Source organism: Marinobacter flavimaris, assembly GCF_045057155.1.
GTDB classification, from domain to species: Bacteria; Pseudomonadota; Gammaproteobacteria; order Pseudomonadales; family Oleiphilaceae; genus Marinobacter; species Marinobacter manganoxydans.
This window is the reverse complement of the sequence record NZ_CP171359.1, coordinates 3,026,769-3,048,442: the sequence shown is the minus strand read 5'-3', so window position 1 is coordinate 3,048,442 and position 21,674 is coordinate 3,026,769. Positions and strand designations below refer to the sequence as shown.

Annotated in this window: 18 protein-coding genes; 8 read left to right on the top strand and 10 right to left on the bottom strand. The window is 57.8% G+C overall.

Annotation, left to right across the window (positions count from 1 at the left end):
• The first annotated feature begins 125 nt into the window (after positions 1-125).
• Positions 126-785: a response regulator gene (locus ACGK9W_RS14395; protein WP_008173353.1), complete on the top strand. Its 660-nt coding sequence runs from the start codon at positions 126-128 to the stop codon at positions 783-785.
• On the opposite strand, the gene ACGK9W_RS14390 is transcribed toward ACGK9W_RS14395, so the two are convergent.
• From ACGK9W_RS14390 to ACGK9W_RS14370, 5 genes are all read right to left on the bottom strand, one after another.
• On the bottom strand, positions 718-2,112 hold the full coding sequence (locus tag ACGK9W_RS14390) for a sensor histidine kinase KdpD (RefSeq protein ID WP_008173352.1): 1,395 nt from the start codon (positions 2,110-2,112) through the stop codon (positions 718-720). The genes ACGK9W_RS14395 and ACGK9W_RS14390 overlap by 68 nt on opposite strands.
• Positions 2,113-2,191: 79 nt before the next feature.
• Positions 2,192-3,295, bottom strand: a complete 1,104-nt coding sequence (locus tag ACGK9W_RS14385) for a lipase secretion chaperone (RefSeq protein ID WP_008173349.1) — start codon at positions 3,293-3,295, stop codon at positions 2,192-2,194.
• Between the two features lie 7 nt (positions 3,296-3,302).
• Positions 3,303-4,229, bottom strand: coding sequence for a triacylglycerol lipase (locus ACGK9W_RS14380; RefSeq protein ID WP_008173346.1), 927 nt, complete (start codon positions 4,227-4,229; stop codon positions 3,303-3,305).
• Between the two features lie 129 nt (positions 4,230-4,358).
• Positions 4,359-4,673 carry a DUF3301 domain-containing protein gene (locus tag ACGK9W_RS14375; RefSeq protein WP_008173344.1) on the bottom strand — a complete coding sequence of 105 codons (315 nt, stop codon included), beginning with the start codon at positions 4,671-4,673 and terminating at the stop codon, positions 4,359-4,361.
• Positions 4,674-4,723: 50 nt separating this feature from the next.
• Positions 4,724-6,355, bottom strand: coding sequence for a PAS domain-containing methyl-accepting chemotaxis protein (locus ACGK9W_RS14370; RefSeq protein ID WP_273069947.1), 1,632 nt, complete (start codon positions 6,353-6,355; stop codon positions 4,724-4,726).
• A gap of 238 nt (positions 6,356-6,593) precedes the next feature.
• Here ACGK9W_RS14370 and ACGK9W_RS14365 point away from each other — a divergent pair, with 238 nt between their 5' ends.
• Together ACGK9W_RS14365 and ACGK9W_RS14360 are read left to right on the top strand one after the other, a co-directional pair.
• Positions 6,594-8,282 (top strand): bifunctional diguanylate cyclase/phosphodiesterase, encoded by a 1,689-nt coding sequence (locus ACGK9W_RS14365; RefSeq protein ID WP_008173342.1) that lies wholly within the window; start codon positions 6,594-6,596, stop codon positions 8,280-8,282.
• Positions 8,283-8,744: 462 nt separating this feature from the next.
• Positions 8,745-9,338 carry a helix-turn-helix domain-containing protein gene (locus tag ACGK9W_RS14360; RefSeq protein WP_227497821.1) on the top strand — a complete coding sequence of 198 codons (594 nt, stop codon included), beginning with the start codon at positions 8,745-8,747 and terminating at the stop codon, positions 9,336-9,338.
• 64 nt (positions 9,339-9,402) lie between these two features.
• On the opposite strand, the gene ACGK9W_RS14355 is transcribed toward ACGK9W_RS14360, so the two are convergent.
• Both ACGK9W_RS14355 and ACGK9W_RS14350 read right to left on the bottom strand, forming a co-directional pair.
• Positions 9,403-12,492: an efflux RND transporter permease subunit gene (locus ACGK9W_RS14355; RefSeq protein ID WP_014578464.1), complete on the bottom strand. Its 3,090-nt coding sequence runs from the start codon at positions 12,490-12,492 to the stop codon at positions 9,403-9,405.
• Positions 12,492-13,592 carry an efflux RND transporter periplasmic adaptor subunit gene (locus tag ACGK9W_RS14350; protein WP_288366924.1) on the bottom strand — a complete coding sequence of 367 codons (1,101 nt, stop codon included), beginning with the start codon at positions 13,590-13,592 and terminating at the stop codon, positions 12,492-12,494. Before ACGK9W_RS14350 ends, ACGK9W_RS14355 begins: the two co-directional genes overlap by 1 nt.
• A 226-nt stretch (positions 13,593-13,818) precedes the next feature.
• Between ACGK9W_RS14350 and ACGK9W_RS14345 the strand changes: the two genes are divergently transcribed.
• Positions 13,819-14,325, top strand: coding sequence for a hypothetical protein (locus ACGK9W_RS14345; RefSeq protein ID WP_008173338.1), 507 nt, complete (start codon positions 13,819-13,821; stop codon positions 14,323-14,325).
• Positions 14,326-14,327: 2 nt separating this feature from the next.
• Here ACGK9W_RS14345 and ACGK9W_RS14340 read toward each other — a convergent pair whose 3' ends face one another.
• Positions 14,328-15,116: a secretin N-terminal domain-containing protein gene (locus ACGK9W_RS14340; RefSeq protein ID WP_008173336.1), complete on the bottom strand. Its 789-nt coding sequence runs from the start codon at positions 15,114-15,116 to the stop codon at positions 14,328-14,330.
• A 360-nt stretch (positions 15,117-15,476) separates the two neighbouring features.
• Between ACGK9W_RS14340 and ACGK9W_RS14335 the strand changes: the two genes are divergently transcribed.
• A complete protein-coding gene (locus ACGK9W_RS14335; protein ID WP_405417247.1) occupies positions 15,477-16,529 on the top strand; it encodes a 3-deoxy-7-phosphoheptulonate synthase in 1,053 nt (350 codons plus the stop codon).
• Here ACGK9W_RS14335 and ACGK9W_RS14330 read toward each other — a convergent pair.
• The gene (locus ACGK9W_RS14330; protein WP_405417245.1) at positions 16,474-17,145 is read right to left on the bottom strand and encodes a LysE family translocator; all 672 of its coding nucleotides are present in this window, start codon (positions 17,143-17,145) and stop codon (positions 16,474-16,476) included. The genes ACGK9W_RS14335 and ACGK9W_RS14330 overlap by 56 nt on opposite strands.
• Positions 17,146-17,318: 173 nt before the next feature.
• On the opposite strand from ACGK9W_RS14330, the gene ACGK9W_RS14325 reads away from it, so the two are divergent.
• Positions 17,319-18,761, top strand: coding sequence for a dihydrolipoyl dehydrogenase (locus tag ACGK9W_RS14325; RefSeq protein ID WP_008173330.1), 1,443 nt, complete (start codon positions 17,319-17,321; stop codon positions 18,759-18,761).
• A gap of 18 nt (positions 18,762-18,779) precedes the next feature.
• Here ACGK9W_RS14325 and ACGK9W_RS14320 read toward each other — a convergent pair whose 3' ends face one another.
• The gene (locus tag ACGK9W_RS14320; protein ID WP_202945859.1) at positions 18,780-19,055 is read right to left on the bottom strand and encodes a DUF2061 domain-containing protein; all 276 of its coding nucleotides are present in this window, start codon (positions 19,053-19,055) and stop codon (positions 18,780-18,782) included.
• Between the two features lie 229 nt (positions 19,056-19,284).
• Here ACGK9W_RS14320 and ACGK9W_RS14315 point away from each other — a divergent pair, with 229 nt between their 5' ends.
• Entirely contained in the window at positions 19,285-19,758 is a 474-nt protein-coding gene (locus ACGK9W_RS14315; protein ID WP_014578457.1) for a Dps family protein, read from the top strand.
• A gap of 157 nt (positions 19,759-19,915) precedes the next feature.
• Positions 19,916-21,640: a choice-of-anchor I family protein gene (locus ACGK9W_RS14310; RefSeq protein WP_008173325.1), complete on the top strand. Its 1,725-nt coding sequence runs from the start codon at positions 19,916-19,918 to the stop codon at positions 21,638-21,640.
• Positions 21,641-21,674 lie beyond the last annotated feature (34 nt).

Here is a 21,674-nt window from a genome sequence, read left to right as displayed (position 1 = left end):
TTGGGACGCAAGGCCGCAGGTCCCTGTAAAAAAATGTTAAGCAGTGCGCGGAGCGCAGCGTTCGGCTGGCCTATAGTGACGCATCCGCCGTAACAAAAATAAACACAGCGGGCAGAGGCACATCCATGGATGCCATAACATCGAAAGCCGGGCAGGCCCCTGCTGCGGGCGCACGACCAGTTCCCATGAAGAAGGTGTTGCTGGTCGATGACCATGCCCTTTTTTCCCAGGGGTTGGCGGGCCTGATCCGTCAGGAAGGCTTGGCCGAATCCGTTGTGATCGCCAGCACCGTTGAGGGCGCCTCGGATTTGTTGGTCCGTCAGGACGATTTTCAGCTGATCCTGCTCGATATCGCTTTGCAGGGCGAAACAGGATTGGCGTTGTTACCCAGGCTGGCAAGCCACAGGGAGCCACCTCCGGTGGTGATCATTTCCAGCAGTGAAGACGAAGCTACGGTAAGAGCTGCGCAGGCAGCCGGTGCCAGTGGCTTTCTGGCGAAATCTGCCGGGCGGTCGGCGCTGGTGAGCATGGTCCGCTCTGTAAGCCGCGGTGAGAGGTATTTCCCTGGCGGTAACGATCCTGTGGCACCGGGGCTGTCGTTGACCCCGAGGCAAATGGACGTGCTCCTGTTGTTGGCCCAGGGCTTTCCCAATAAACGGATTTGCCAGAGCCTGAATTTGACGGAGCACACGGTGAAAACCCATCTCAAGGCGATTTTTACCCAGCTTGGTGTTCACAACCGGACAGAATGCGTGAATCTGGCGCGGGCTCGTGGGTGGTTGTGACGGCCGCGGGAAGCCGGACCCAGAACACAGACCCCCCGCCAGACCTCGACTCGGCGCCGCACTCTCCCCGCATCAGCGCAACAAATTCCTGAACAATGGTCAGGCCAAGTCCCAGACCCGGATACTCACTGGGGCCTGCGCCCCTCACGTAGGGTGAGAACAGGTTATCCACCAGCCCGGGTGGCAGGCCGATGCCGTCATCCGCGACCTCCAGCAACACATGTGAGCCCATGGCTTTTGCTGACAGGGTAACGGCCGTGCCGCTGCTGTGTTGCACCGCATTGAATATCAGGTTCTGGAGGATCCGCGACAACAGTGATGGATCCGCCATAACCTGAAGATCACTACCCGGGTGGTCAATCCGAACCTCTATCTTGTTATTGCCAAGCGAGTCCGCCAGCAAATCGTTGAGATCCCGGAATACCGGTGCCAGTGTGGTTGGTCGGACAACGGCTTGCACCATGCCCTCGTTGAGCCGTGCGCTGTCGAATACGGTGCCCAGCAGGCGCCGGAGATGACGAATCATGTCCCGCAACTGTTGGGTGGCCGGGTGCGCTGCGGGGCCGTCTTTGCTTGGCGACAGGCTTTCCAGCGTTATGTCGATCACGTTCAGAGGCTGGCGCAGGTCGTGGCTGGCTGCGGTGATCAGTTCCGTTTTTCGCCGGCTCTCGTCGCGGGCCGCCTGATGCATGTGATCCAGCAGCTTGCGGTCCAGAAAGTGCGCTCGGTGGCGGTATTCACTGGTCCACGCGCCAACCATGCCGATAAGGTTGGCCGTGGTCAGGAAAAACAGGTTGGTCGCTATGTCGGAGCCGGACATACCGCTCCAGAGTTCGGTCAGAAGGTAGCCGACGATCAGAACAAGCGAGACCATGGACGCGCTTAAGAACGGCAGCCCCATGGCAAAGTATCCGAACATGAGCATCAGGATCATGCCCTCGTAGGGCAGCGGAAAGGCAACCTGTCGCGCGGCGGCAATGATTGCGACCACGCTCAGGCCACCTACGAGGTAGGCCAGGGTATAGATGCGCTCGAAGAGCCTGTCCGAGGGAGACGCGCGGTAGGCGAGCCAGACAACTGATGCAATCACCGGGCAGGTGACGGCGAGCCGGATGGAGACCGTGACCTGAGCCAGTTCTGGCGGCAGGGTCAGTGCATCCATAACCGCGTAGATCAAAAAAAGGAACAGGCCGGCCACTGAAACGGGCCGGGCTCGCTGTCGGATCAGTCCGGACCGGGTTCGCCGGTAAGCTTCCTCCAGATCGGGCGCAAAGCGCAGGTTCCGAAATCCGGCGGCCTGTTGTTGTCTGATCTGCTCGGTTGTCATGGCCATTTCCAGTGTCGGGCAGGTTTCTGGATTGTATCCGCCCCGGCCGACTGGCTTCGCGAACCCGAGCACATTCCGGTCAGCCGTTACCGAGCATCTTCAGCCGTGCCCAGGTTCTGTCCTGCTCATCCGGGAAATGCTGTTCCAGCAGAGCTTCTTGCTGTTCCTGGATGTCGGCCTCGGTCAGACCCGAGGATTCCTCCCGTTCCATCGCGTCCCGGAACGCATCGGAGCGCTGGTCGAAGCGCTTACGCTGCTTGAGATACTTTACGACGCTCTCGACACCGTCCGGACCCACGCCAAGCTCTTCCAGTTGCCTGCCGGCGGCTTCCGGAGACGAGGCAGATTCAATGGCTGCTGTCCGGGCCTGTTGTTGTCGGCTGCTCGCGTGAAGGTGTTTTTCGGTTGTCCTCAATTCCTCGGGCAACTGATTGCGGTGCCACTGTACGAGTGCCTGTTTGCCCTGTTCGCTCAGGTCTGTGCGCTGCTGAATGGCCAGTGTCGCCAGTGTGTATTCGCTGTAAGCCTCCTCAAGCCCGAAGAAAGCCCGGTGGGCATCAGGGCTGAAGGTGCTGGCGCGCAGTTCTTTCAGCTGTGCCAGGGCATCGCCCAGCGCCGTCAGCTGATAGCCCGGATCCTCCGTTCGGGCTGGGTCGAGTCGGGTTTGCAGGACTTGCAGTGACGCCTGCTTATAGGCGAGATACTCATCGAGGAGCGCCAGCGCCTGGGTGGAAGCGGGCTCAGGCAAGTGGTTCCTGGCCATGGTTTCGATCTGTTGAATGGCTGTTTCCGGAGTCACCTCGCCGACCGTGCTGAGGAAGTAATCGAAAAAGTCACGCACCCGGAGATTGATAACCAGCTCGCCGTTGTCATCGGCTGTCAGGGCGCCGTCAATTTGTGTCCCTGATAGCGACGCCGCAAACGGGGTCGGCCCGAGGGAATCAGGAGTTCGGGATTGCTCCTGTCCAGAAGAAGGCTCTTCCGGGACCGCTTTGGCGCTGTGCTCGGATGCTGGCGTTGGCGACTTCGCCGGGGCCGCGGATGATGGTGGCATTGAAGCCGAAATTTCGGCGTTTGTCTGGGCTGTTCCGGCAAGGCCATACCAGAGAGCACCGGCGACCAGGACGGCCGCCAGTGCACCCGGGAACAGCCACCGACGCGCTTCGATGGATGTCCGCTTCATGGTCACCTCACAGACCGCGGTTTTTAAGCCGGTTGGCCTGGGTGCGGTAAAGGGTGACAGGGTTGGTCCACAGAGAACGGGCTCCGAGAAGGTGGTTGATGGCGTCCACGTGGTTCATGTCGTAGTGGGTGCCGATCACCCGGCCCATCATGGTTGAGCAGACGCCTACCAGCCCGTCATTGGGCTCGCTGCCAAAGGCCAGTGAAGTGATACCCAGGAACGGGTCGGTAATGTCGAACGCATTGGTCCACACGCCCCGGCCGGTCCAGGAAAAGAACTTGATGCGATTGCCGTCTATCCAGACATCCTCGCTGGTTCCGGCGCAGCTATTCCGGTTCACGCCTTTCCAGCCAAGGGCATCGTTCAGGCTGGTTGTACCAGGTGTGGTGAGGGTCTCCAGCGCCGCCAGCCCGTTCTGAGGGTTGTCTGCTCCGGACAAGGCATTGATCAGATCGCCCAGGGCGTTGGCGATGGCGTTGGCGCCGCCTTCGACATAGCTACCCGGCGGAAGGATTCCCCGGACCACATCGGCCACTTTGGAGCCCTTGTTAACGCCGTCGATGGAGGTGATTGAGGCAATACGGTGAGGAATCAGGGCTGCAGTCACCCGGGAGGTAGGCGCGCCCTGGCTGTGGGCCATCAGGTTGACTTTGGAATGGCCGAGGCTGTTGACGTAGTTCGCCAGTTGCTGGCCCCGCTGCTCACTGCTGTTGACGAAGGACACGCTGGCGGAATAGACCTGTGCGCCACTGCGCTCAAGATTCCAGGGAATGGTATGGAAGTAGTTCACCAGGCCGCCGATGGTGTTGAACCCGGTGACGCCGTGAACCAGGACAATCGGGTGGCGGGTCTGGGTGTAGCCGGCGTGGCTTGAAAATGAGGCGGACAGCAAGGCCAGCCCCAGCACAACTGCTGTGGTAAATCGAATACGCATGTGTGACTCCTGTTGTTTTTGTTGACGGCTGCATCAGGCAGCCGACGGTCGTCGATGCGTTGTCGATTATTGGTATGTCAGGAGCGATCAGGAATCGCCCAAATGGGTGAGGACAGGAAGGCTGCGTATTCAGGAAAACCGGTGGGGTTCCAGCTCCATATGCTGGATGCGCTGGCCCAGCATGATGATACGGCCGGTGTAGCGCTCCTCACCGGTGGATGTGAAATCGAACAGGAAGCGGCGCCAGACTCGGATCCGCCCCTGATCGTCGCGTTTGAACCATAGACCACGGAGGAATACCGCATCATCCAGCAGCATCACGTCCATGCTTTTGCAATAGCGACGCGCTGCCTGGAGCACGAAATCCTTGATGGCTTTGGCGCGCCACCAGTACCAGACAGCGAATCCGGCCACGAATAGCCAGAACAGGGTTCCAAGAGTCACGGTCTCAGCGATCTTCCACGGTTGCTCAAAGGGATGATCGCCAGCCTACCCTATTGCGTCGGCTCGGGGAATCGCTGACGCTTCCCGGATTCCGGCGCCGGCAACAGTCGGTCACACAGCATCTGCAGGAAATGGCTGGTCAGCAACTGGGCCTGATCCACGTTATTGCCGAGGTGTTCCGACTCTTCCCGGGCGTTTTCGCTGCTCTCGACAGAGCGGTTACCGAGTTCCAGGAGTCGTGCTGCCTGACGTTCCACCTGAACGCTCAAGGCCGCCTGTTGTTCGGTAGCGCCGGCTACCTCATGGGTGCAGGAAGTAATGAGATCCACATCTCTGAGGGTCGCTTCCAGCGTCTCGCTGGCCTCATTGGCGATGCCTGCCGTTTGCTGACAGCAGTGGGTGCCGTTGTTGATCACCTCGACCACCTCACGGGTTTCGCTTTGCAGGGCAGCAATCATCTCATCGATCTTGCGGGTGGATTCGTGGGTTCGCTGGGCCAGTCCCCGAACCTCATCGGCAACCACGGCGAAGCCGCGACCTGATTCGCCGGCTCGCGCCGCTTCGATGGCGGCATTGAGAGCCAGCAAATTGGTCTGCTCGGCGATGTCGGAGATCACATCCAGAACCATGCCAATGGCATCGCTTTTTTCGGACAGCGCCTGCATGCGGTCATTGGCCACAGAGAGCTGCCCGCCAAGCTCGGACAGCGACTGATTCATGGATGTCATCTGCCCGCGACACTGGTTGGCTGACTGGCGCGCGTCGTCCGTTGCGTCGTGGGTCCGTGCGGTCAGTTCGCTGACCCGCCGCACGCTTTCCGCCAGCTCCTCAAAAGCACGGGTTATGTCCTGGATATCGCCCTGCTGGCTGCGGATGCTGGCCACAGAGTTTGCGACCCACTCGACGGTCCGCTGTTTCCGGCCGTGGAGCTTGCCCACATTGGCGTGCATGCGGGCGGAAACGGCCCGAAGAACGGCATCCCGTTTCTGGCGATCAAATTCGATCCAGGCACCTTCATCCCTGCGCCCGGTATAGATCCAGGGCATGGCCGGGTGGGTCTCGGTACAGGCCGATCTGGCGCTGCGCATCACAGGAAGGGTAAGCCAGACCAGTACCGCGAATACTGCCAGCAGCAGCCCTTGCAATGTCACTAGATGGGACAGGGCGAGCTCTGAAAGGCCGAACCAGAGCAGGGCAACCGCCAGCAGTCCATACAGGCAGCCCAGTTTCAATGCCAGGGGCGGACTGACTGCAAGGTATCTGCGGGGGACTTTGCCTTGTTTCCAGACCGAATAGAGTTTCTCCGCCCTGGCAACCTGATCTGGTCGGGGGCGTGTGCGAACAGACTGGAACTCAACAATCTCGCCGTCTTTGCGAATTGGCGTAACAAAAGCGTCCACCCAGTAATGATCGCCGTTCTTGCAGCGGTTCTTCACCATACCCCGCCAGGATTCGCCGGATTTAATGGTTTGCCAGAGATTTTCGAATGCCCCCGGCGGCATGTCCGGATGCCGTATCAGGTTGTGGGGCTGGCCGACCAGTTCGTCAATTGTATAGCCAGCGACTTCGGCAAACTCTTCGTTTGCGGCGGTGATCTTGCCGCGAAGGTCGGTGGTGGTGATCAGGTGGTAGTGGTCCGGGTAAACCTTTTCTTTCTGAGTGACCGGTTCGTTGACTCGCATGGCGTTTCCTTGCACGGGTCAGTGTTTTTCTCGTTGTTGGCCTACTATCAACCCGTTCTTTTGTCCTGAATATCCGGTTATTGCAATAAATGAAAATATGTTCATCTATTTGCTGTTTCCCCTGGTGGTTTCTCGTCTTTTGCAATATGTGGCTAGGTTGGCGACAGATACTGCTTATGCTGGTGGGTGGAACTGATCGGACATGATTCAGGGGCTGCTAAAAAGGAGTGAGCAGTGCATGCAGGCATTACAACAACAAGATTTCAGGGCTCTCGTCGACAACCACCCAAAAGCCATCATGCTGGCAACCAGGGAGCCAAGAATTCTTTACGTGAACGAGAAATTCCGTTCAGTCACCGGCTACCGGTCGGACGAGGTGCTTGGCCAACCCCCTTCTGTGCTCAGCTCGGGATTTCACTCCCGCGAGTTCTATCAATCCATGTGGAGGGCCATTGGTCATAAGGGGCGCTGGGAGGGACTGGTCTGGAATCGGCGCAAGAACGGCGAGACCTATCCACAGTGGTTGATGATCTATCCGGTTGAGCATGAAAACCATCGGTTTTACGCCGGCGTTTTCATGGATGTCGGTGATATGACGGCTGACGATGAGCGCCTCGCCTCGCTGGCCTATTACGACCCGTTGACCGAGCTGCCCAATCGCGCGCTGTTTCAGGAGTTCCTCAAGGCGCGTGTCTCACAGAGGGTAAAGGACGGTCAGGCGTTTGCGGTGCTCTATATCGACCTGGATTTCTTCAAGTCCGTAAACGATTTGCATGGACATGATTGTGGTGACCGGGTTTTGCAGCAGGCAGCTCTATGTATCCAGAGTGTGCTTCGCCGCGGGGATGTCGTGGCCCGCCTGTCGGGTGACGAATTCGCCGCTATCATCGAGCTGCGGAATGATGATGACCTTGAGAGCGTGTGTCAGCGGATGGTTCAGAGCTTCAGGGCGCCAGTGATTGTCGATCATCGCGAGTATTTTTTGTCGTCATCTGTTGGCGCCGCCGTCTATCCGGACCATGGCAGTCAGGCATCCGAGCTTCTGCAGAACGCGGATCGGGCCATGTACGCAGCAAAGCTTGCGGGGCGGGCCTGTTTCCGGATTTACGATGCGGTCGACACCGAACAGGGTCGGCAGGCCGAGCTGCTATCCGAGGCGTTAATTGTTTCACTGAAAACGGCACCGGAGGAGTTCACGGTTGTTTACCAGCCACAGTACCACCTCGATACCGGCAAGATGGCCGGGCTGGAGGCACTTCTACGCTGGACCCACCCCGAATTCGGTGCCGTGTCACCCGCTGATTTTGTGCCGATCGCCGAACAACGAGGCCATATCCACGAGCTCACAGAGCATTTGGTCCGTTGCATTGAGTCGGATCTCTCCGAATTCCCCGCCTCATTTCTCCGTGGTCTGCGGCTTGCTCTCAATATTTCGGCCCGGCAGATCACGGACTCCCGTCTTGAAGCCCTCTTGAATCCACTGTTCGAGAGAATTCGAGCAGTGGGGTGGCGCCCTGAAATCGAGATTACCGAAACCCATTTAATGAATCTTTCACGTCAATGTCTCGACAGGCTGGCGGAATTCTGTGAGCAGGGGGTTGTCGTCGCCATTGATGATTTTGGCACAGGTTACTCTTCGCTTGCCTACCTTCACACGTTGCCAGTTCAGGTGCTGAAAATTGATCGTCAGTTTACTCAAAGACTGGGTGGGGAATCGCGAGATTCACGCATCGTCTCCGCGATTTTGGCAATTGCAGATGCCCTTGAACTGGAGGTGGTCGCTGAGGGAATCGAGAACGCGGAGCAGCACGCAAAACTGAGAGAATTGAAATGCCAGAGAGGACAGGGATATTTGATGGCGCGGCCGGCTCCCTGGAGAGTATGGAGCGCCAATCTGATTGACCACAGTCAAGAGAAGAGCAAATAACCCTAAAATTCACAGGGTTTTGCAAGATATGGCTAGTGGGAAAGTGTTGCCTCCTATAGAAGTAGCCCAATATTTTGTTTCAGGGCTCAAATGAGAAAGACATCTCCAAAACCGGATCTGGACGCGTATTTGAGGCTGAATAACGCCTCATTTGAGGAGTGGATCACCGCTCTCCGCGTGCTGTCTGGCTGCGACGATATAAAATGCCGCCCGCATTCGGGCGGCGGCAGTATTGGTTCTCTCTCTGCTCTTGATAGTGCGCGCGGTCGGGTTATTTCGCTCAAAGCCAGCAAAGGGATAGACGTGTCGGGTTTTCGTTCAACCGAATCTGTCCTGTTGTTACCCCGGGAAGGGGTGCCGGAAATCGCCATTCGGGGAGGCCTCTGGCGGCCTCTGGACCGACTGCTTGTACTTGTTCCACAAGACAGGTTCGAACTTCGTCTGGCACCTGGAACAAAGGTTATGATCCTGAGGCCAGATGTTGGTGCTCTGGGTGACTGGATCGCGCAATCATCTGATCAATGTCTTACCGTTCTTGAAGCAATAATTGACTGTTACCTGGAACGTTTGCCATTTGTTCGGGGGGATGAACAGGCCAGGCAGTTGACGAACCGCTTTTTCGATACGTTGGCGACGCCCTGGACACCCCGGAAGGCAGCTGTGTGTTCGGAACGCAACCTTGACCGCCGTTTGCAGCGAGTGGTCGAAAAAATCATGCAGGATCCTGCCTGGGAGTTCGACCTCAAGGAACTGGCAAGTTACGCCGGGGTCAGCGAGCGGAATCTCTACTACCTGATGAAGCGGGAAACGGGTATTACGCCTTATCGGTTCTATCAGAGGGCTCGATTGACCCGGGTTCGGGAACGGTTGGTTGACTGTCAGTGTGAGGTGCCACACATCTCCTGGTACGCCGCGGATGAGGGGTTTTCCCACCTTGGCCGATTTGCCGCCATGTACCGTGAGCATTTTGGGGAGCTGCCCAGCGAAACCGTCCAATGGCGCCGTAACCTGCTGCGACGCAGCGTTGCGTCCGCGGAGGAACTTGTAGAGACGTGATTGTCTCACGCAAAAAAAGGCCCGGCGCACGTTGCCGTGGCCGGGCCTGATACCTTGCTTCTTATCAGTGGGCCGGAGCTGACTTTTCCTCAGGTCCGGAGCCGTTACCGTATTCCTCGGAGGCTGAGCCGTGATGATCACGGCCCAGCAGGATATAGAACGCCGGTAAGACAAAGATAGTGAACAGGGTGCCGATACCAAGACCTGCGCTGATGGTCAGGCCGATGGCAAAGCGGCTTTCTGCACCCGGGCCGATGGCAATCAGCAGAGGCACCATGGCAAAGATCAGCGCCAGTGATGTCATGATGATTGGCCGCAGACGAATGGCGGCAGCCTCGATGACCGCGTCCACTTTGTTAAGCCCACGCTCCTTCTGCAACTGGTTGGCGAACTCGACAATCAGGATACCGTTCTTGGACACCACCCCGATCAGCGTGATCAGACCCACCTGGGTATAGATGTTCATGGTGGCAAATCCGAGCACGATGAACGCCATTGCCCCGGCTACCGACATGGGTACCGAAACCAGGATGATGAACGGGTCCCGCCAGCTTTCGAACTGGGCTGCCAGAACCAGGTAGATGACCAGCAGCGACAGGAAGAAGGTCACCATCAATGCGCTGCCCTGGGTGGCCAACTGTCTTGTCTGGCCGGTGTAGTCGTAGGTGTAACCCTGCGGGAACACTTCGGCGGCGGTCTGCTCCATGAAATCCATGGCAGTGCCAGCGGCCACCCCGGGCATAACCACACCCTGAAGGGTCAGCGAGTTCTGCTGGTTGAACTGGGTCCGGTTGGATGGCTCAACGTCCTGGGTGAAGCTGACGACGCTGCCCAGCGGCACCAGTTCGCCGTTGTCTGCCCGAATGTAGTACTCATTGAGGGCCTGGGCGTCCAGCCGGAACTGCTGATCTACCTGCGGAATGACCTGGTAGGAACGGCCCTCCATGCTGAACCGGTTGATGTAGCCGCCTCCGAGCATGCTCGACAGGCTCTGGCCGACGTCCTGCATGGACAGGCCAAGGTCCGCCACCCGGTCCCGATCAACGTTGATACGCGTGATCGGACGATCAAAGTTGATGGACTTCTGCAGGAACATGAAGTTACCGCTGCCCATGGCTTTGCCGAGCAGTTCGTCAGCCACCTGGTCCAGCTGTTCATAGTTGTTGCCGGTGGTGATTACGAACTGGAACGGCAAACCGCCGCCGGAGCCCGGCAGTGAGGGGCGCGGGAAGACTGCGGTTTGCAGCCCGGTGACGTTTTTGAGCTCGGCATCAAGTTTGGGCTGGGCCTCAAACTGGCTGATTTCCCGCTCGCTCCAGGGCGCCATCTTGAAACCACCGAATACGGCATTCGGGCCGGTGATCCCGATGATCATGAAGTCTTCGTTGTAGCCCGGAACCGTCGACATACGCTCCTGGATTTCATCGCCGTGCTCCAGCAGGTAATCCAGTGTCGACGTCTGTGGGCCAAGCCCCTGATAGAACAGAATGCCCTGGTCCTCGGTGGGAGCCAGCTCGTTCTGGCTCATGGAGACCATGAAATAGATTGAGCCCAGCACCACGACGGCGAAGAAAACCACGACCGACTTGGTTTGCATCAGTGAGCTCAGGGCCGACTTGTAGGTGGCGGCGAGGCCGTTGAACGTTTTCTCTACCAGGTTTTCGAATTTACCCGGGTTGCCGTGGGGTTTGAGAACCTTGCCCGACAGCATCGGAGAAAGCGTCAGGGCAACAATGCCGGAAATAACCACGGTACCGGCCAGCGTGAAGGCGAACTCCGTAAACAGGGAGCCAACAAGCCCGCCCATGAAGCCGATCGGGGCGTACACCGCCACCAGGGTAGTGGTCATGGCAATGATGGGAACCGCCATTTCCCGCGCACCATTGATTGCGGCGTCAAAACGGGATTCTCCCTGCTCAATGTGCCGGTGAACGTTCTCTACCATGATAATGGCGTCATCCACAACGAGACCGATGGCGAGAACCATCGACAGCAGGGTAAGCAGGTTCAGCGAGAAACCGAACATCAACATGATGAAGGCGCCGCCAATCAGTGACAGCGGCACCGCAACCGACGGAACAATCGAAGCCCGAACCGAGCCGAGGCAGAGGAACACCACCACCAGAACGATGATCATGGCTTCCAGCAGTGTCTGGATAACCTCGTTGATGGAATCTTCGATAAAGTCTGAGGCGTCGTAAGCCAGGCGAACATCCAGGCCCGAAGGTAGTTGGCTTTCGATGTCCGGCAGCTCGCCCTTCACCAGGCCGGCGACGGTCAGCGGGTTGGCTCCGGGGGCCAGTTCAATCGCCACGTAAGTGGCAGGCTGTCCCTTGTAAAGAGCCAGTTGATCGTAGGTCTCCGAGCCCAGTTCGACTCGGGCGATGTCCTGCAGTCGGATCTGGGTGCCTTCGGACTGTTTGACGACCAGGTTGCGGAACGCATCCGGATCAGCGACGTCGGTGTCGCTGGTCATGCTGATTTCGGTGTAGGTGCCCTTGGTGTTACCTACGGCAGCCTGATAGTTGTTGGCGCGGAGCTTTGCGACTACCTCCTGCGGTGTCATGTCGACGGCCGCCAGGCGCTCCGGATCCAGCCAAACCCGAAGGGCAAATTTACGCCCCAGCAGTTCGGCCTTGCCAACACCGGAAAGCGCCTGCAGTCGGGGCTGGACAACGCGGGTCAGGTAGTCGGTGATCTCGGGCACCGCCAGCTCGTTACTGTAGAAGGCGATATACATCAGGGCGGTTGAGTCACCGGTGGTGGAGGTGATGACCGGGTCCTGGGCCTCCGCCGGCAGCACGTTGCGCTGGCTCGCCACCTTCGCCTGGATTTCAGCAAGGGCTGCGTTGGCGTCATAGTTCAGCACCATTTTGGCTTCAATGGTGGAAGTGCCCTGCGAGCTTGTGGATGTGAGATAGTCAATGCCACTCGCCTCGGCAATGGCCTGCTGCAGCGGCGTGGTAATAAAGCCTTTGATCAGGTCGGAGCTGGCACCGGGGTAGGCCGTTGTCACGGTCACCGTGGTGCTTTCAAGCTCAGGGTACTGCCGGATTTCCATTTCCATGGCCGCGCGGGCGCCCAGGAGCAGTATCAGCAGGCTGACCACCGTCGCCAGCACGGGACGGTGGATAAAAATGTCGGTGAAGCGCATTACTCAGACGCCCCCTGCTTCTGCTCTTCGTCCTGAATGGCAACTTTCTGACCTGCGCGCAGGCGCAGCAACCCCTTCTCTACAACGGTTTCACCGGCTTCCAGCCCGGACAGAACGGCTACGCGGGTGTTGCGGGTTTCGCCGGTGGTTACCGTGCGACGATTAACCACCAGATTCCCGTCGTCATTCTCTTCAACGACAAACACAAAGTCGCCGTAAGTGTTGTAGGAGATGGCGGTGCGCGGCACCGTGACTACCTCGTTGTCTTCCGGTTGCTGCGTCAATACGGTGGCAAACATGCCAGGGCGTAAGAGGTTGTCCGGGTTAGACAGCGTGGCGCGAACCCGGACAGTCCGGGTCTCCGGGTTAACCGAGGTGTTGATTGCGCTGACGGAACCCTCGAAATCCTGCTCCGGAACAGCTGCGACGGTGGCGACCACCGGATAGCCTGTTGCTACGTTCGGCAGGTTTTTCTCGGACAGGGTATAGTCGACATAAATCGGATCCAGCATGTTGATCTCGACAATTGGGGTGCCGGTGGCAATGTATTCGCCCTGGTCGACCATCCGGATACCGAGCGTGCCATCGAAGGGCGCGCGGATAATTTTCTTGCTCAACTGGGCCTCGGCTTCATTGACCCGCGCGCGGGCGGCGTCGAAATTGGCCTTGGCTTCATCGTATTGGGACTGCGACACTGCGCGCTTGGGTAACAGGTCGGATACCCGTTTGAATTCCTGCTCGGCCAGTTGCGCCTCGGCACGGCGAGTGCGAAGGGCAGCCTCATCAATGGCGGCGTCAATGCGGATCAATACATCGCCCTGTTTGACCACGTCGCCGGATTCGAAATTGATGGCCTCAATCACACCGGGTACCTCATTGGCCACCCGGATGCCGTTAATGGCTTCAACACTGCCCACGGCCTTGATGGCCGGTGTCCAGGCTTCGTTCTGAGCCTCAACGGCGGAAATCTGCGCCGGCGGTTGGGGCTGGGACATCTGCTCTTGCATCTGGCCAAACTGGTAGAATTTGTAGCCGAAGATGCCTCCGAGCACTACGCCGAGAAATATAATGACGATCAGAAAGCGGGAAGCATTGCGCATGATTCGGGTCCTGAGGATCTGTGTCAGATTTTGGGAAGCATAGCATCCTACAAAACAGGGTCGCTAATGTCACCGGGTTGTAAGTATTTCTATCTAGACTTCGGATTGGTCAGATTTGACAGATATCATGGTCGTTTTCTTGGCGGGGGGTTTTCCGCGCAGGGCACTGGTAATGTAACAGGCGACAGTGACAGAATTACGACGGTATTCAGGGTGAGGATCAACAATGCAGTGGATTCTGGGAATCGCGTTGGCAGCCGCCGTGTTTGTGATTCTGAAACAATGGGGTGCGTTGTCCGCCGAAAAGAAGAAGGCGGCCACCTGGAAAGTTATCCTGGTCGTGGGCGGCGCACTGCTGGTGTTTATGGTGCTAACGGGCCGGATCCATGTGCTTACAGCGGCGGTGGCGGCCGTTATTCCGCTGTTGCGCAAACTCCCCGCCTTGTTGAAGTTTGCCCCTGAAATCAACCGGTTCATGGGGTCGAAACAGCGGGAAGACGGGCATGCGCAGGGGAACGATCACGCTGGTCCGGGCGCTGATCTGGTCGGCCAGATGTCAGAGCGCGAAGCCTGCGATATCCTCGGCGTGAAAGCCGGTTGTGCCGAGGAGGACATCGTGATGGCCCACCGCCGGCTCATGCAGAAACTGCACCCGGATCGCGGCGGGAACGACTACCTGGCGGCCAAACTGAACGAAGCCAAGCAGGTCCTGCTGGGCAAGCGCCACGCCTGATATCAGGGCAAAACGTCGACCCGCACTTCAAAACTCCGGTTCTCGGACCGACTGCTGTTCACCTGATAGGTAATGCCACTGCGCTCCTGGGTTGATCGGGTTGCGGTGCTTCCCAGTGTTACCCACTGTCCCGGCTCCACACGCCGGATGGTGACTACAGCCTCCGTTTCGTAGCCGTTCAGGTTTGCCGGTTCTTCCTCGAAGGAAACAATGCTCAGTTCGACCGCCTGATCAGAAATAACCTGGGGGCTGACCAGAAAGCCACTTCGCGTTTCGACCTGTTGTAGAAAGGCAGCAGGATTTCGGCCACCACGAACAGCGACGGGGATTGTCCGTACCTGGCCCGAGGTGATGTGCGCCGACTGGCCATCCTGCATGATCACTGATCGTTCCTGAGCGCTGCCGGTACTGGTAACGCGACGCTCTGCGGATATTCCTGCCTGCCCGTTGGACGCGGAGATGCCGGCACCTGAGCGCTTGCCGCCGCTGTCGGTTCTGGAGCGAACGGTGATCCGAACCTGGACTGGCGCTACATCCAGCGTTTCGACAAGCCGTCCGATTTCCTCCAGCAAGGGCGGTTCGCCGCGCACCACCAGTTGTTGCCCCCTTGCAGTCACGGTTACCGGCGAGCCCTGATAGAGCTCGCGGATCTGCACCGCCACATCGTCGCCCGGCCTGTTGTTGAGCTGGTAGGTGCGGGACTCGGCCTGGGCCAGAACCTGGCTGGAGATCAGCCCGAGCAAGAACGCCAGGGCCAGCTGCAGAGGATATCGTCGGACAAAATAGACCATTGATTGCTCCCAACCCTGATGTCGGTGGCGAAAAAACTCCGGCATGCGGGTTGCCAAGGTGAAAACCGCGGGTATATATTGAAAAGCATGAAGACGACACACGCGACCTGTCAATTGAATGTTTTGCAAGCTTTCGGCGCCAAGCCGGCGGCTGCAGTCGCTGCTGTGTTTTTCTGGTGGTTTGGTTATGGCTTTTATTTTAGCCAGAGCCGGGGCCGCCCATAGGATCTTCATCGAACGAATAACGAGGAAGGCAGCCCGGCAGAAAACCCAGGCTGCCACCGGACTCGAAAAGCCCCGACTGGTAGCCCACCAGCCGGGGCTTTTTTGATTCTGACGCAGGGAAACGGAAGCACTGACATGAATATGTCCTTGAACACTGAACTGACACACCAGGTAGTCGGATCACCGGCCACCCACCGGGAAGAAGTGGTTCTGCCAACGCCGGCGGAGCTCAAACTTCAGATGCCGGCCAGCGACGACATTGTCCGGCAGGTCGACAAACACCGGCAGGCAATCCGGCGGATTCTGCAGGGCAGCGACACGAGAACGTTGATCGTCATGGGGCCCTGCTCCATCCACGATGAGGTGGCGGCACTGGAATACGGGGAAAAGCTGAAAGCGCTGGCGGATGAAGTCAGTGACCGCTTCCTTGTCGTTATGCGGGCCTACCTGGAAAAGCCGCGGACCACGGTGGGTTGGAAAGGGCTGTTGTACGATCCGGAGCGCACCGGATCAGGCGATCTGAATGAGGGGCTGCTTCGTTCCCGTCGCTTGTTGCTGAACCTGGCGGCCATGGGGCTGCCGCTGGCCACCGAAGCCCTGAGCCCGTTCGCAATGGATTACTTGGGCGATCTGGTGAGCTGGACGGCTATTGGTGCCCGAACTACCGAGTCGCAGGTGCATCGGGAGATGGTCAGTGGGCTACCCATGCCGACCGGCTTCAAGAATGGCACCGATGGTGGTGTCGCCGTCGCCACCAATGCCATGAAATCGGCTTCCCATCCCCATCATCATCTTGGGGTTTCGGCAACAGGCGCGCCGGTCATGATTACTACTCGGGGCAATCCCGACACCCATCTGGTGTTGCGCGGTGGCCGCGGTATCACCAATTACGATGCGTCCAGCATTGAGCAGGCTGTGGGCGCCCTGGCAGAGGCAGGATTGTCCACAGCCGTCATGGTGGACTGCAGTCACGACAACGCCTGCAAGGAGTCAGAGCGACAGCTGGATATTGCCCAGGACGTGATGGCGCAGCGCCGCGCCGGCAACCACCATATCCGGGGTCTGATGCTGGAAAGCTTTCTGGAGCCGGGGCGTCAGGACGACGGCGAAGATCTGCGCTACGGCTGTTCGATCACCGATCCGTGTCTGGGATGGGCGCAGACGGAGGCTCTGATCCGCTCACTGTAGACAGCAGTAGCTGTCCGGCGAGCAACAGGAGAACGCCGCCCATCAGCCGGTCGAGCCAGTGCCCGAACCGGTTAAACCCGCGGCGGACACGGGGCAGGGTAAAGAAAATGGCAACCATGGCGAACCAGAGTGCCGTGGCCAGGGCCATGTAAATGCCATAGCCGGCCTGGAGCACAATGGGTGTGCCTGGGCTGATCACAACAGAGAAAAGGGACACAAAGAACAGCGTTGCCTTGGGGTTCAACGCGTTGGTCAGAAAGCCCAATCGCAGGGCTGCAATACCGGACTGTCCACCCGTCGGATCCTGTTCCACATGAATGCCGCCGGCCCTTGCCTGCAGGCACTGGACGGCAATCCAGGCAAGGTAAAGTGCCCCCAGCACCTTGAGAACATTGAAGAGCATGATCGATTGCTGGATCAGCAGGCCAATGCCCAGCAGTGAATAACAGACATGCACCAGAATGCCCCCGCCGATACCAATGGCGCTTAGCAGCGCGTTTCGTCGGGTCTGGCACAGAGCCTGTCTGAGCATCACGGCAAAGTCCGGCCCGGGACTGGCCACTGCCAGCAGGTGGACAAAGGCTACCGTCAGAAATTCCGGCCAGTAACTCTGCATCTTCCCAATTCCTCCGTTGAGACGTCCGTTGCCTGAAAAGTCTGACAGCATAGGCGGAATCGGTGCGTTTTTCATCGTGTGGGTGAAACTTGTCACGGCTTCTATACTGGGGGCACAGCCGTCCCAATCTTCCCTGTTCCCGATTCCGGGAATGCCTGTCAGGAGACCCTTGTATGGAAAAGCGAACCGTAGACGTTGCCATTATCGGAGCTGGAACCGCCGGTATGGTGGCTTACCAGCGCGTGCGCAAACTAACCGACAAGGTTGTGCTGATCGAAGGCGGCCATTATGGAACCACCTGCGCCAGAGTCGGGTGTATGCCGAGCAAGTTGTTGATCGCGGCCGCTGATAACGCTCATCAGATGCAGCTTGGTGAGCTTTTCGGCGTGTCTGCCGGGGATATCAGGATCGACGGAAAGCGGGTGATGGAAAGGGTGCGAAGCGAACGGGACCGCTTTGTTGCTTCGGTGATTGATTCGGTCGAGAAGTTTCCGGATGCGCATCGAATGGAAGGCCACGCCCGGTTTGCCAGCCCGAATCGTCTGGTCGTCGACGGCAATGTCGAGGTTGAGGCGGGGCGTATCATCATCGCCACTGGCTCCCGACCCAATGTTCCCGGGTTCCTGAAAGATGCCAAGGATCGGCTGGTTGTAAACGACGATATCTTCGAATGGCAGGATCTTCCCGATTCGGTGGCAGTCTTTGGCCCGGGGGTGATTGGTCTGGAGTTGGGCCAGGCCCTGAGCAGGCTGGGTGTGCGTGTCCGTATGTTCGGGGTTGGCGGTTCGGTTGGTCCTATCCAGGATGAAACCATCCGGAATTACGCGCTGAAAACGTTTAATGAAGAATTTCCTCTGGATCCGGATTCGGATGTAAAGAAGGTTGAACGTGTTGAAGAGGGCGTTGCCATTACCTTTGAGAGTGGCAACGCCGGTGCAACGACGGAAACCTTCGATTACCTGCTGGCGGCTACCGGGCGTCGTCCTAACGTCGACGGGCTGGATATCCAGAACGCCGGTATTGAGCTGGATAAAAAGGGAGGGCCCCTGTTTGATCCCCATACCCTGCGCTGTGGCCAGAGCCACATATTTATCGCAGGCGATGCCAATAACAGTCTGCCGCTGTTGCATGAGGCAGCCGACGAGGGCCGGATCGCGGGCGATAACGCCGGGTCATACCCGGATGTGCGAACCGGGCTTCGCCGCACGCCGTTGGCCGTGGTCTTCACCGATCCGCAGATTGCGACGGTGGGGCTGACGATTCACCAGGTTGATGAGCGCTGCCGCGGCTGTTTTGCCGTTGGAGAGGTGTCCTTCGAGGATCAGGGCCGCAGTCGGGTTATCGGCAAGAACCGGGGCCTACTCAGAGTTTATGGAGAGCATGGAAGCGGCCTGTTCATGGGCGCAGAGATGTTTGGCCCGGCCGCGGAGCATATTGCCCACCTGCTCGCATGGTCTGCCCAGCGAAGGCTGACCGTCACCGAGATGCTGGAAATGCCCTTTTATCATCCGGTTATCGAAGAAGGTCTGAGGACCGCACTCAAGGACCTGAACCGCAACCTCAGCATCGGACCGGCGCCAGAGGAGGGTTGCACCGATTGCGGGCCGGGTGTCTGAACCGGCCCTTAAAAGGAATCAACAGATATGAGGCCTCGCCTCGCTCAGCGTTCCCTCTGGAACCCTTGTATTTCGCTGGCGCCGCGCCCAGATCTTTTCGTGGAAGAAATAGGCAACCGTGTTGATGGCCGGTTCCACCATGGCTATGAGGCTTCCGATGAGCAGGTCACCAGTGAGCAGGTAAGCCACGGTAAAAGCGACGGTAAAATGGGTGAGGGCGAACGTTACCGTCTTTATCAGCGACTGGTCGCCATTCGTGCCATGGTTGTGTACGAATAGTTTTAACGCGCTCATGGTTGTCTCCGGTGTCGTTCTTTAATGTGATCATTAGACGCCGGGTGAGAATGATTGTTAAATGAAATGTATTGAGATGATTGATAGGTTAGAGCTATCTGAATTTCTTCTTCTATAGGGTCATGCATCGCTCCTATTATCGAGATTAGCAAACTAAACTTCCTGACGACCGCCGATCAGGCGTATATTCAGATATAAACCTGTTATATAACCGCGAAGGAGAAGCGTTATGGGTAAGAATTTCATTGGTCTTGATACCGAGAAAACGGCAAAGCTTGCTGATTCCCTGAATGATCTGCTGTCCAACTATCAGATCTTTTATATGAATGTTCGCGGCTACCACTGGAACATCAAAGGCGACAACTTCTTTGAGCTGCATGTAAAGTTCGAGGAGCTCTACGACGATCTGCTACTCAAGATCGACGAGATCGCAGAGCGGGTTCTGACGCTCGGCCATCGCCCGGCTCATGCCTACAGTACCTACATAGAGCGTTCGGAAGTGCCGGAGCGAAAAGATGTTTCCGACGGCAAGGAAGCGATGGACAACATTGTCGAAAGTTTTGCCAAGCTGATCGGCAAACAGCGGACACTGCTCAGTCTGGCCGGTGAAGCGGACGACGAGGGTACCGTTGCCCTGATGAGCGACTATATCTCCCAGCAAGAGAAGACGGTGTGGATGTATCGCAGCTACCTCGGTCACTGAGCCGAGTGCGCTGAATGAATGGCGACCCTGCGGGGTCGCCATTTTTTTGTCGCTGCAATGCGTTTGTCATCAGATTGTCTTCTGTCTGACGCAGTTATGTCACCTTGCCTCAATAACGTGTGTCGTGAACCAACACACTTTAAAAGACGAGGCGAATATGGAACTGCGTAAATCCCTCCTTGGTACCGCCATACTGGCAACAGTTCTCGGCCTTGCCGGCTGTGACGGCGACGACGGCACAGACGGTGCACCTGGCACCAGTCAGACGCTCATTGAGCTGAATGTGGTGGGCTCCTATCAGGCGGAAGGAGAGGTTTTTGACGAGAGTGCTGCCGAGATTGTCGCCCACGACCCCTCGAATCAGCGACTATTCGTAGTGAATGCCCTCGCCAGTACGATCGATGTGCTCGATATCAATGATCCAGCGATGCCTGTGAAACTGAGCACGATTGACGCCACAGCTGAGGGTGCTGCTGCAAATAGCGTCGCGGTTTATGGTGATCTTGTCGCCGTAGCCATTGAAGCCGAGAACAAGCAGGCAAATGGCAAGGTTGTGTTCTACAACAGCACGGACCTCAACAAAGTTGGTGAAGTTGTGGTTGGCGCGCTGCCCGACATGGTGACCTTCACGCGGGATGGCATGAAAGTGCTGGTTGCCAACGAAGGCGAGCCGAGTGACGACTATAGCGTCGATCCTGAAGGCTCAGTCAGCATTATTGATCTGTCCAACGGCGTAGCGTCTGCCACCGTGACCACCGCCGATTTCACCGGTTTCAATGCTGACCAGGCGGACCTGGTAACCGCGGGCCTGCGGGTCTTCGGCCCAGGCGCCACACTGGCCCAGGACATGGAGCCGGAATACATAGCCGTATCTATCGACAACACCAAAGCCTGGGTAGCCCTGCAGGAAAATAACGCCGTGGCCGAACTGGACATCGCTGCCGGTGAAATCACGGCCATCGTGCCGCTTGGCTTCAAGGACCACGGCATCATCGGCAACGAACTGGACGCCAGCAACCGTGACAGCGGTATCAACATTCGCAACTGGCCAGTGAAAGGCATGTACATGCCCGACGCCATCGCAAGCTACGGCTACAACGGTAAAACCTACTACATCACCGCCAACGAGGGCGATTCGCGGGATTACGATGGCTGGACCGAAGAATTCCGCATGGGCGACCTGACCTTGAACCCAGCCGGTGAGCTGGCGGCCATAACCAATCTGTTGGAAGACGAAAACCTGGGTCGTCTCAACACCACTTCCACCATGGGCATCAGCAACGGCTGCGACCCATCACAGCTGCCCGCTGAACTCGGCGACCTGAACGGTGACACCAATGTGGACGTGGACGACGTCAAGTTCTACGTGGAAAACAGCTGCGAATACGACACCCTGTACAGCTATGGGGCACGCTCATTCAGTATCTGGAGCGCTGAAGGCCAGCGTGTTTTCGACAGCGGCAGCGAATTCGAACGAGTCACCGCTAGCCTGATCCCCGACAACTTCAACGGCAACAATGACGAAAATTCCTTCGACAATCGATCGGACGACAAGGGCCCTGAGCCGGAGGCGGTGGCCGTAGGCATAATCAATGGCCAGACTTTCGCGTTTATTGGATTGGAGCGAGTTGGCGGCATCATGGTCTACAACGTTACTAATCCCCAGAATCCGGAGTTTGTCCAATATCTGAATAATCGAGATTTTTCGGTATCCCAGGCGGATCTGGAGGCGGGTATGGCCGGTGATCTTGGACCGGAAGGCCTGGCGTTCATTTCTGCGAATGACAGCCCCAGCGGTAAGCCAATGCTGGCGGTTGGCAACGAAGTGAGCGGCACCACGACGCTGTACAGCATCGACGTAATTGAACTGACTGCAAACTGAGTTCTGACCCTGAAATAAACCCGGAAGCATCATG

Excerpts from the sequence above, each read along its gene's own strand:
- ACGK9W_RS14330 (WP_405417245.1), bottom strand. The coding sequence starts at position 17,145 with ATGCAGAGTTACTGGCCGGAATTTCTGACGGTAGCCTTTGTCCACCTG.
- ACGK9W_RS14350 (WP_288366924.1), bottom strand. The coding sequence starts at position 13,592 with ATGCGCAATGCTTCCCGCTTTCTGATCGTCATTATATTTCTCGGCGTA.
- ACGK9W_RS14310 (WP_008173325.1), top strand. The coding sequence starts at position 19,916 with ATGGAACTGCGTAAATCCCTCCTTGGTACCGCCATACTGGCAACAGTT.
- ACGK9W_RS14390 (WP_008173352.1), bottom strand. The coding sequence starts at position 2,112 with ATGACAACCGAGCAGATCAGACAACAACAGGCCGCCGGATTTCGGAAC.
- ACGK9W_RS14320 (WP_202945859.1), bottom strand. The coding sequence starts at position 19,055 with ATGAGCGCGTTAAAACTATTCGTACACAACCATGGCACGAATGGCGAC.
- ACGK9W_RS14345 (WP_008173338.1), top strand. The coding sequence starts at position 13,819 with ATGCAGTGGATTCTGGGAATCGCGTTGGCAGCCGCCGTGTTTGTGATT.
- ACGK9W_RS14365 (WP_008173342.1), top strand. The coding sequence starts at position 6,594 with ATGCAGGCATTACAACAACAAGATTTCAGGGCTCTCGTCGACAACCAC.
- ACGK9W_RS14370 (WP_273069947.1), bottom strand. The coding sequence starts at position 6,355 with ATGCGAGTCAACGAACCGGTCACTCAGAAAGAAAAGGTTTACCCGGAC.
- ACGK9W_RS14315 (WP_014578457.1), top strand. The coding sequence starts at position 19,285 with ATGGGTAAGAATTTCATTGGTCTTGATACCGAGAAAACGGCAAAGCTT.
- ACGK9W_RS14380 (WP_008173346.1), bottom strand. The coding sequence starts at position 4,229 with ATGCGTATTCGATTTACCACAGCAGTTGTGCTGGGGCTGGCCTTGCTG.
- ACGK9W_RS14325 (WP_008173330.1), top strand. The coding sequence starts at position 17,319 with ATGGAAAAGCGAACCGTAGACGTTGCCATTATCGGAGCTGGAACCGCC.
- ACGK9W_RS14360 (WP_227497821.1), top strand. The coding sequence starts at position 8,745 with ATGATCCTGAGGCCAGATGTTGGTGCTCTGGGTGACTGGATCGCGCAA.
- ACGK9W_RS14335 (WP_405417247.1), top strand. The coding sequence starts at position 15,477 with ATGAATATGTCCTTGAACACTGAACTGACACACCAGGTAGTCGGATCA.
- ACGK9W_RS14385 (WP_008173349.1), bottom strand. The coding sequence starts at position 3,295 with ATGAAGCGGACATCCATCGAAGCGCGTCGGTGGCTGTTCCCGGGTGCA.
- ACGK9W_RS14340 (WP_008173336.1), bottom strand. The coding sequence starts at position 15,116 with ATGGTCTATTTTGTCCGACGATATCCTCTGCAGCTGGCCCTGGCGTTC.
- ACGK9W_RS14355 (WP_014578464.1), bottom strand. The coding sequence starts at position 12,492 with ATGCGCTTCACCGACATTTTTATCCACCGTCCCGTGCTGGCGACGGTG.
- ACGK9W_RS14395 (WP_008173353.1), top strand. The coding sequence starts at position 126 with ATGGATGCCATAACATCGAAAGCCGGGCAGGCCCCTGCTGCGGGCGCA.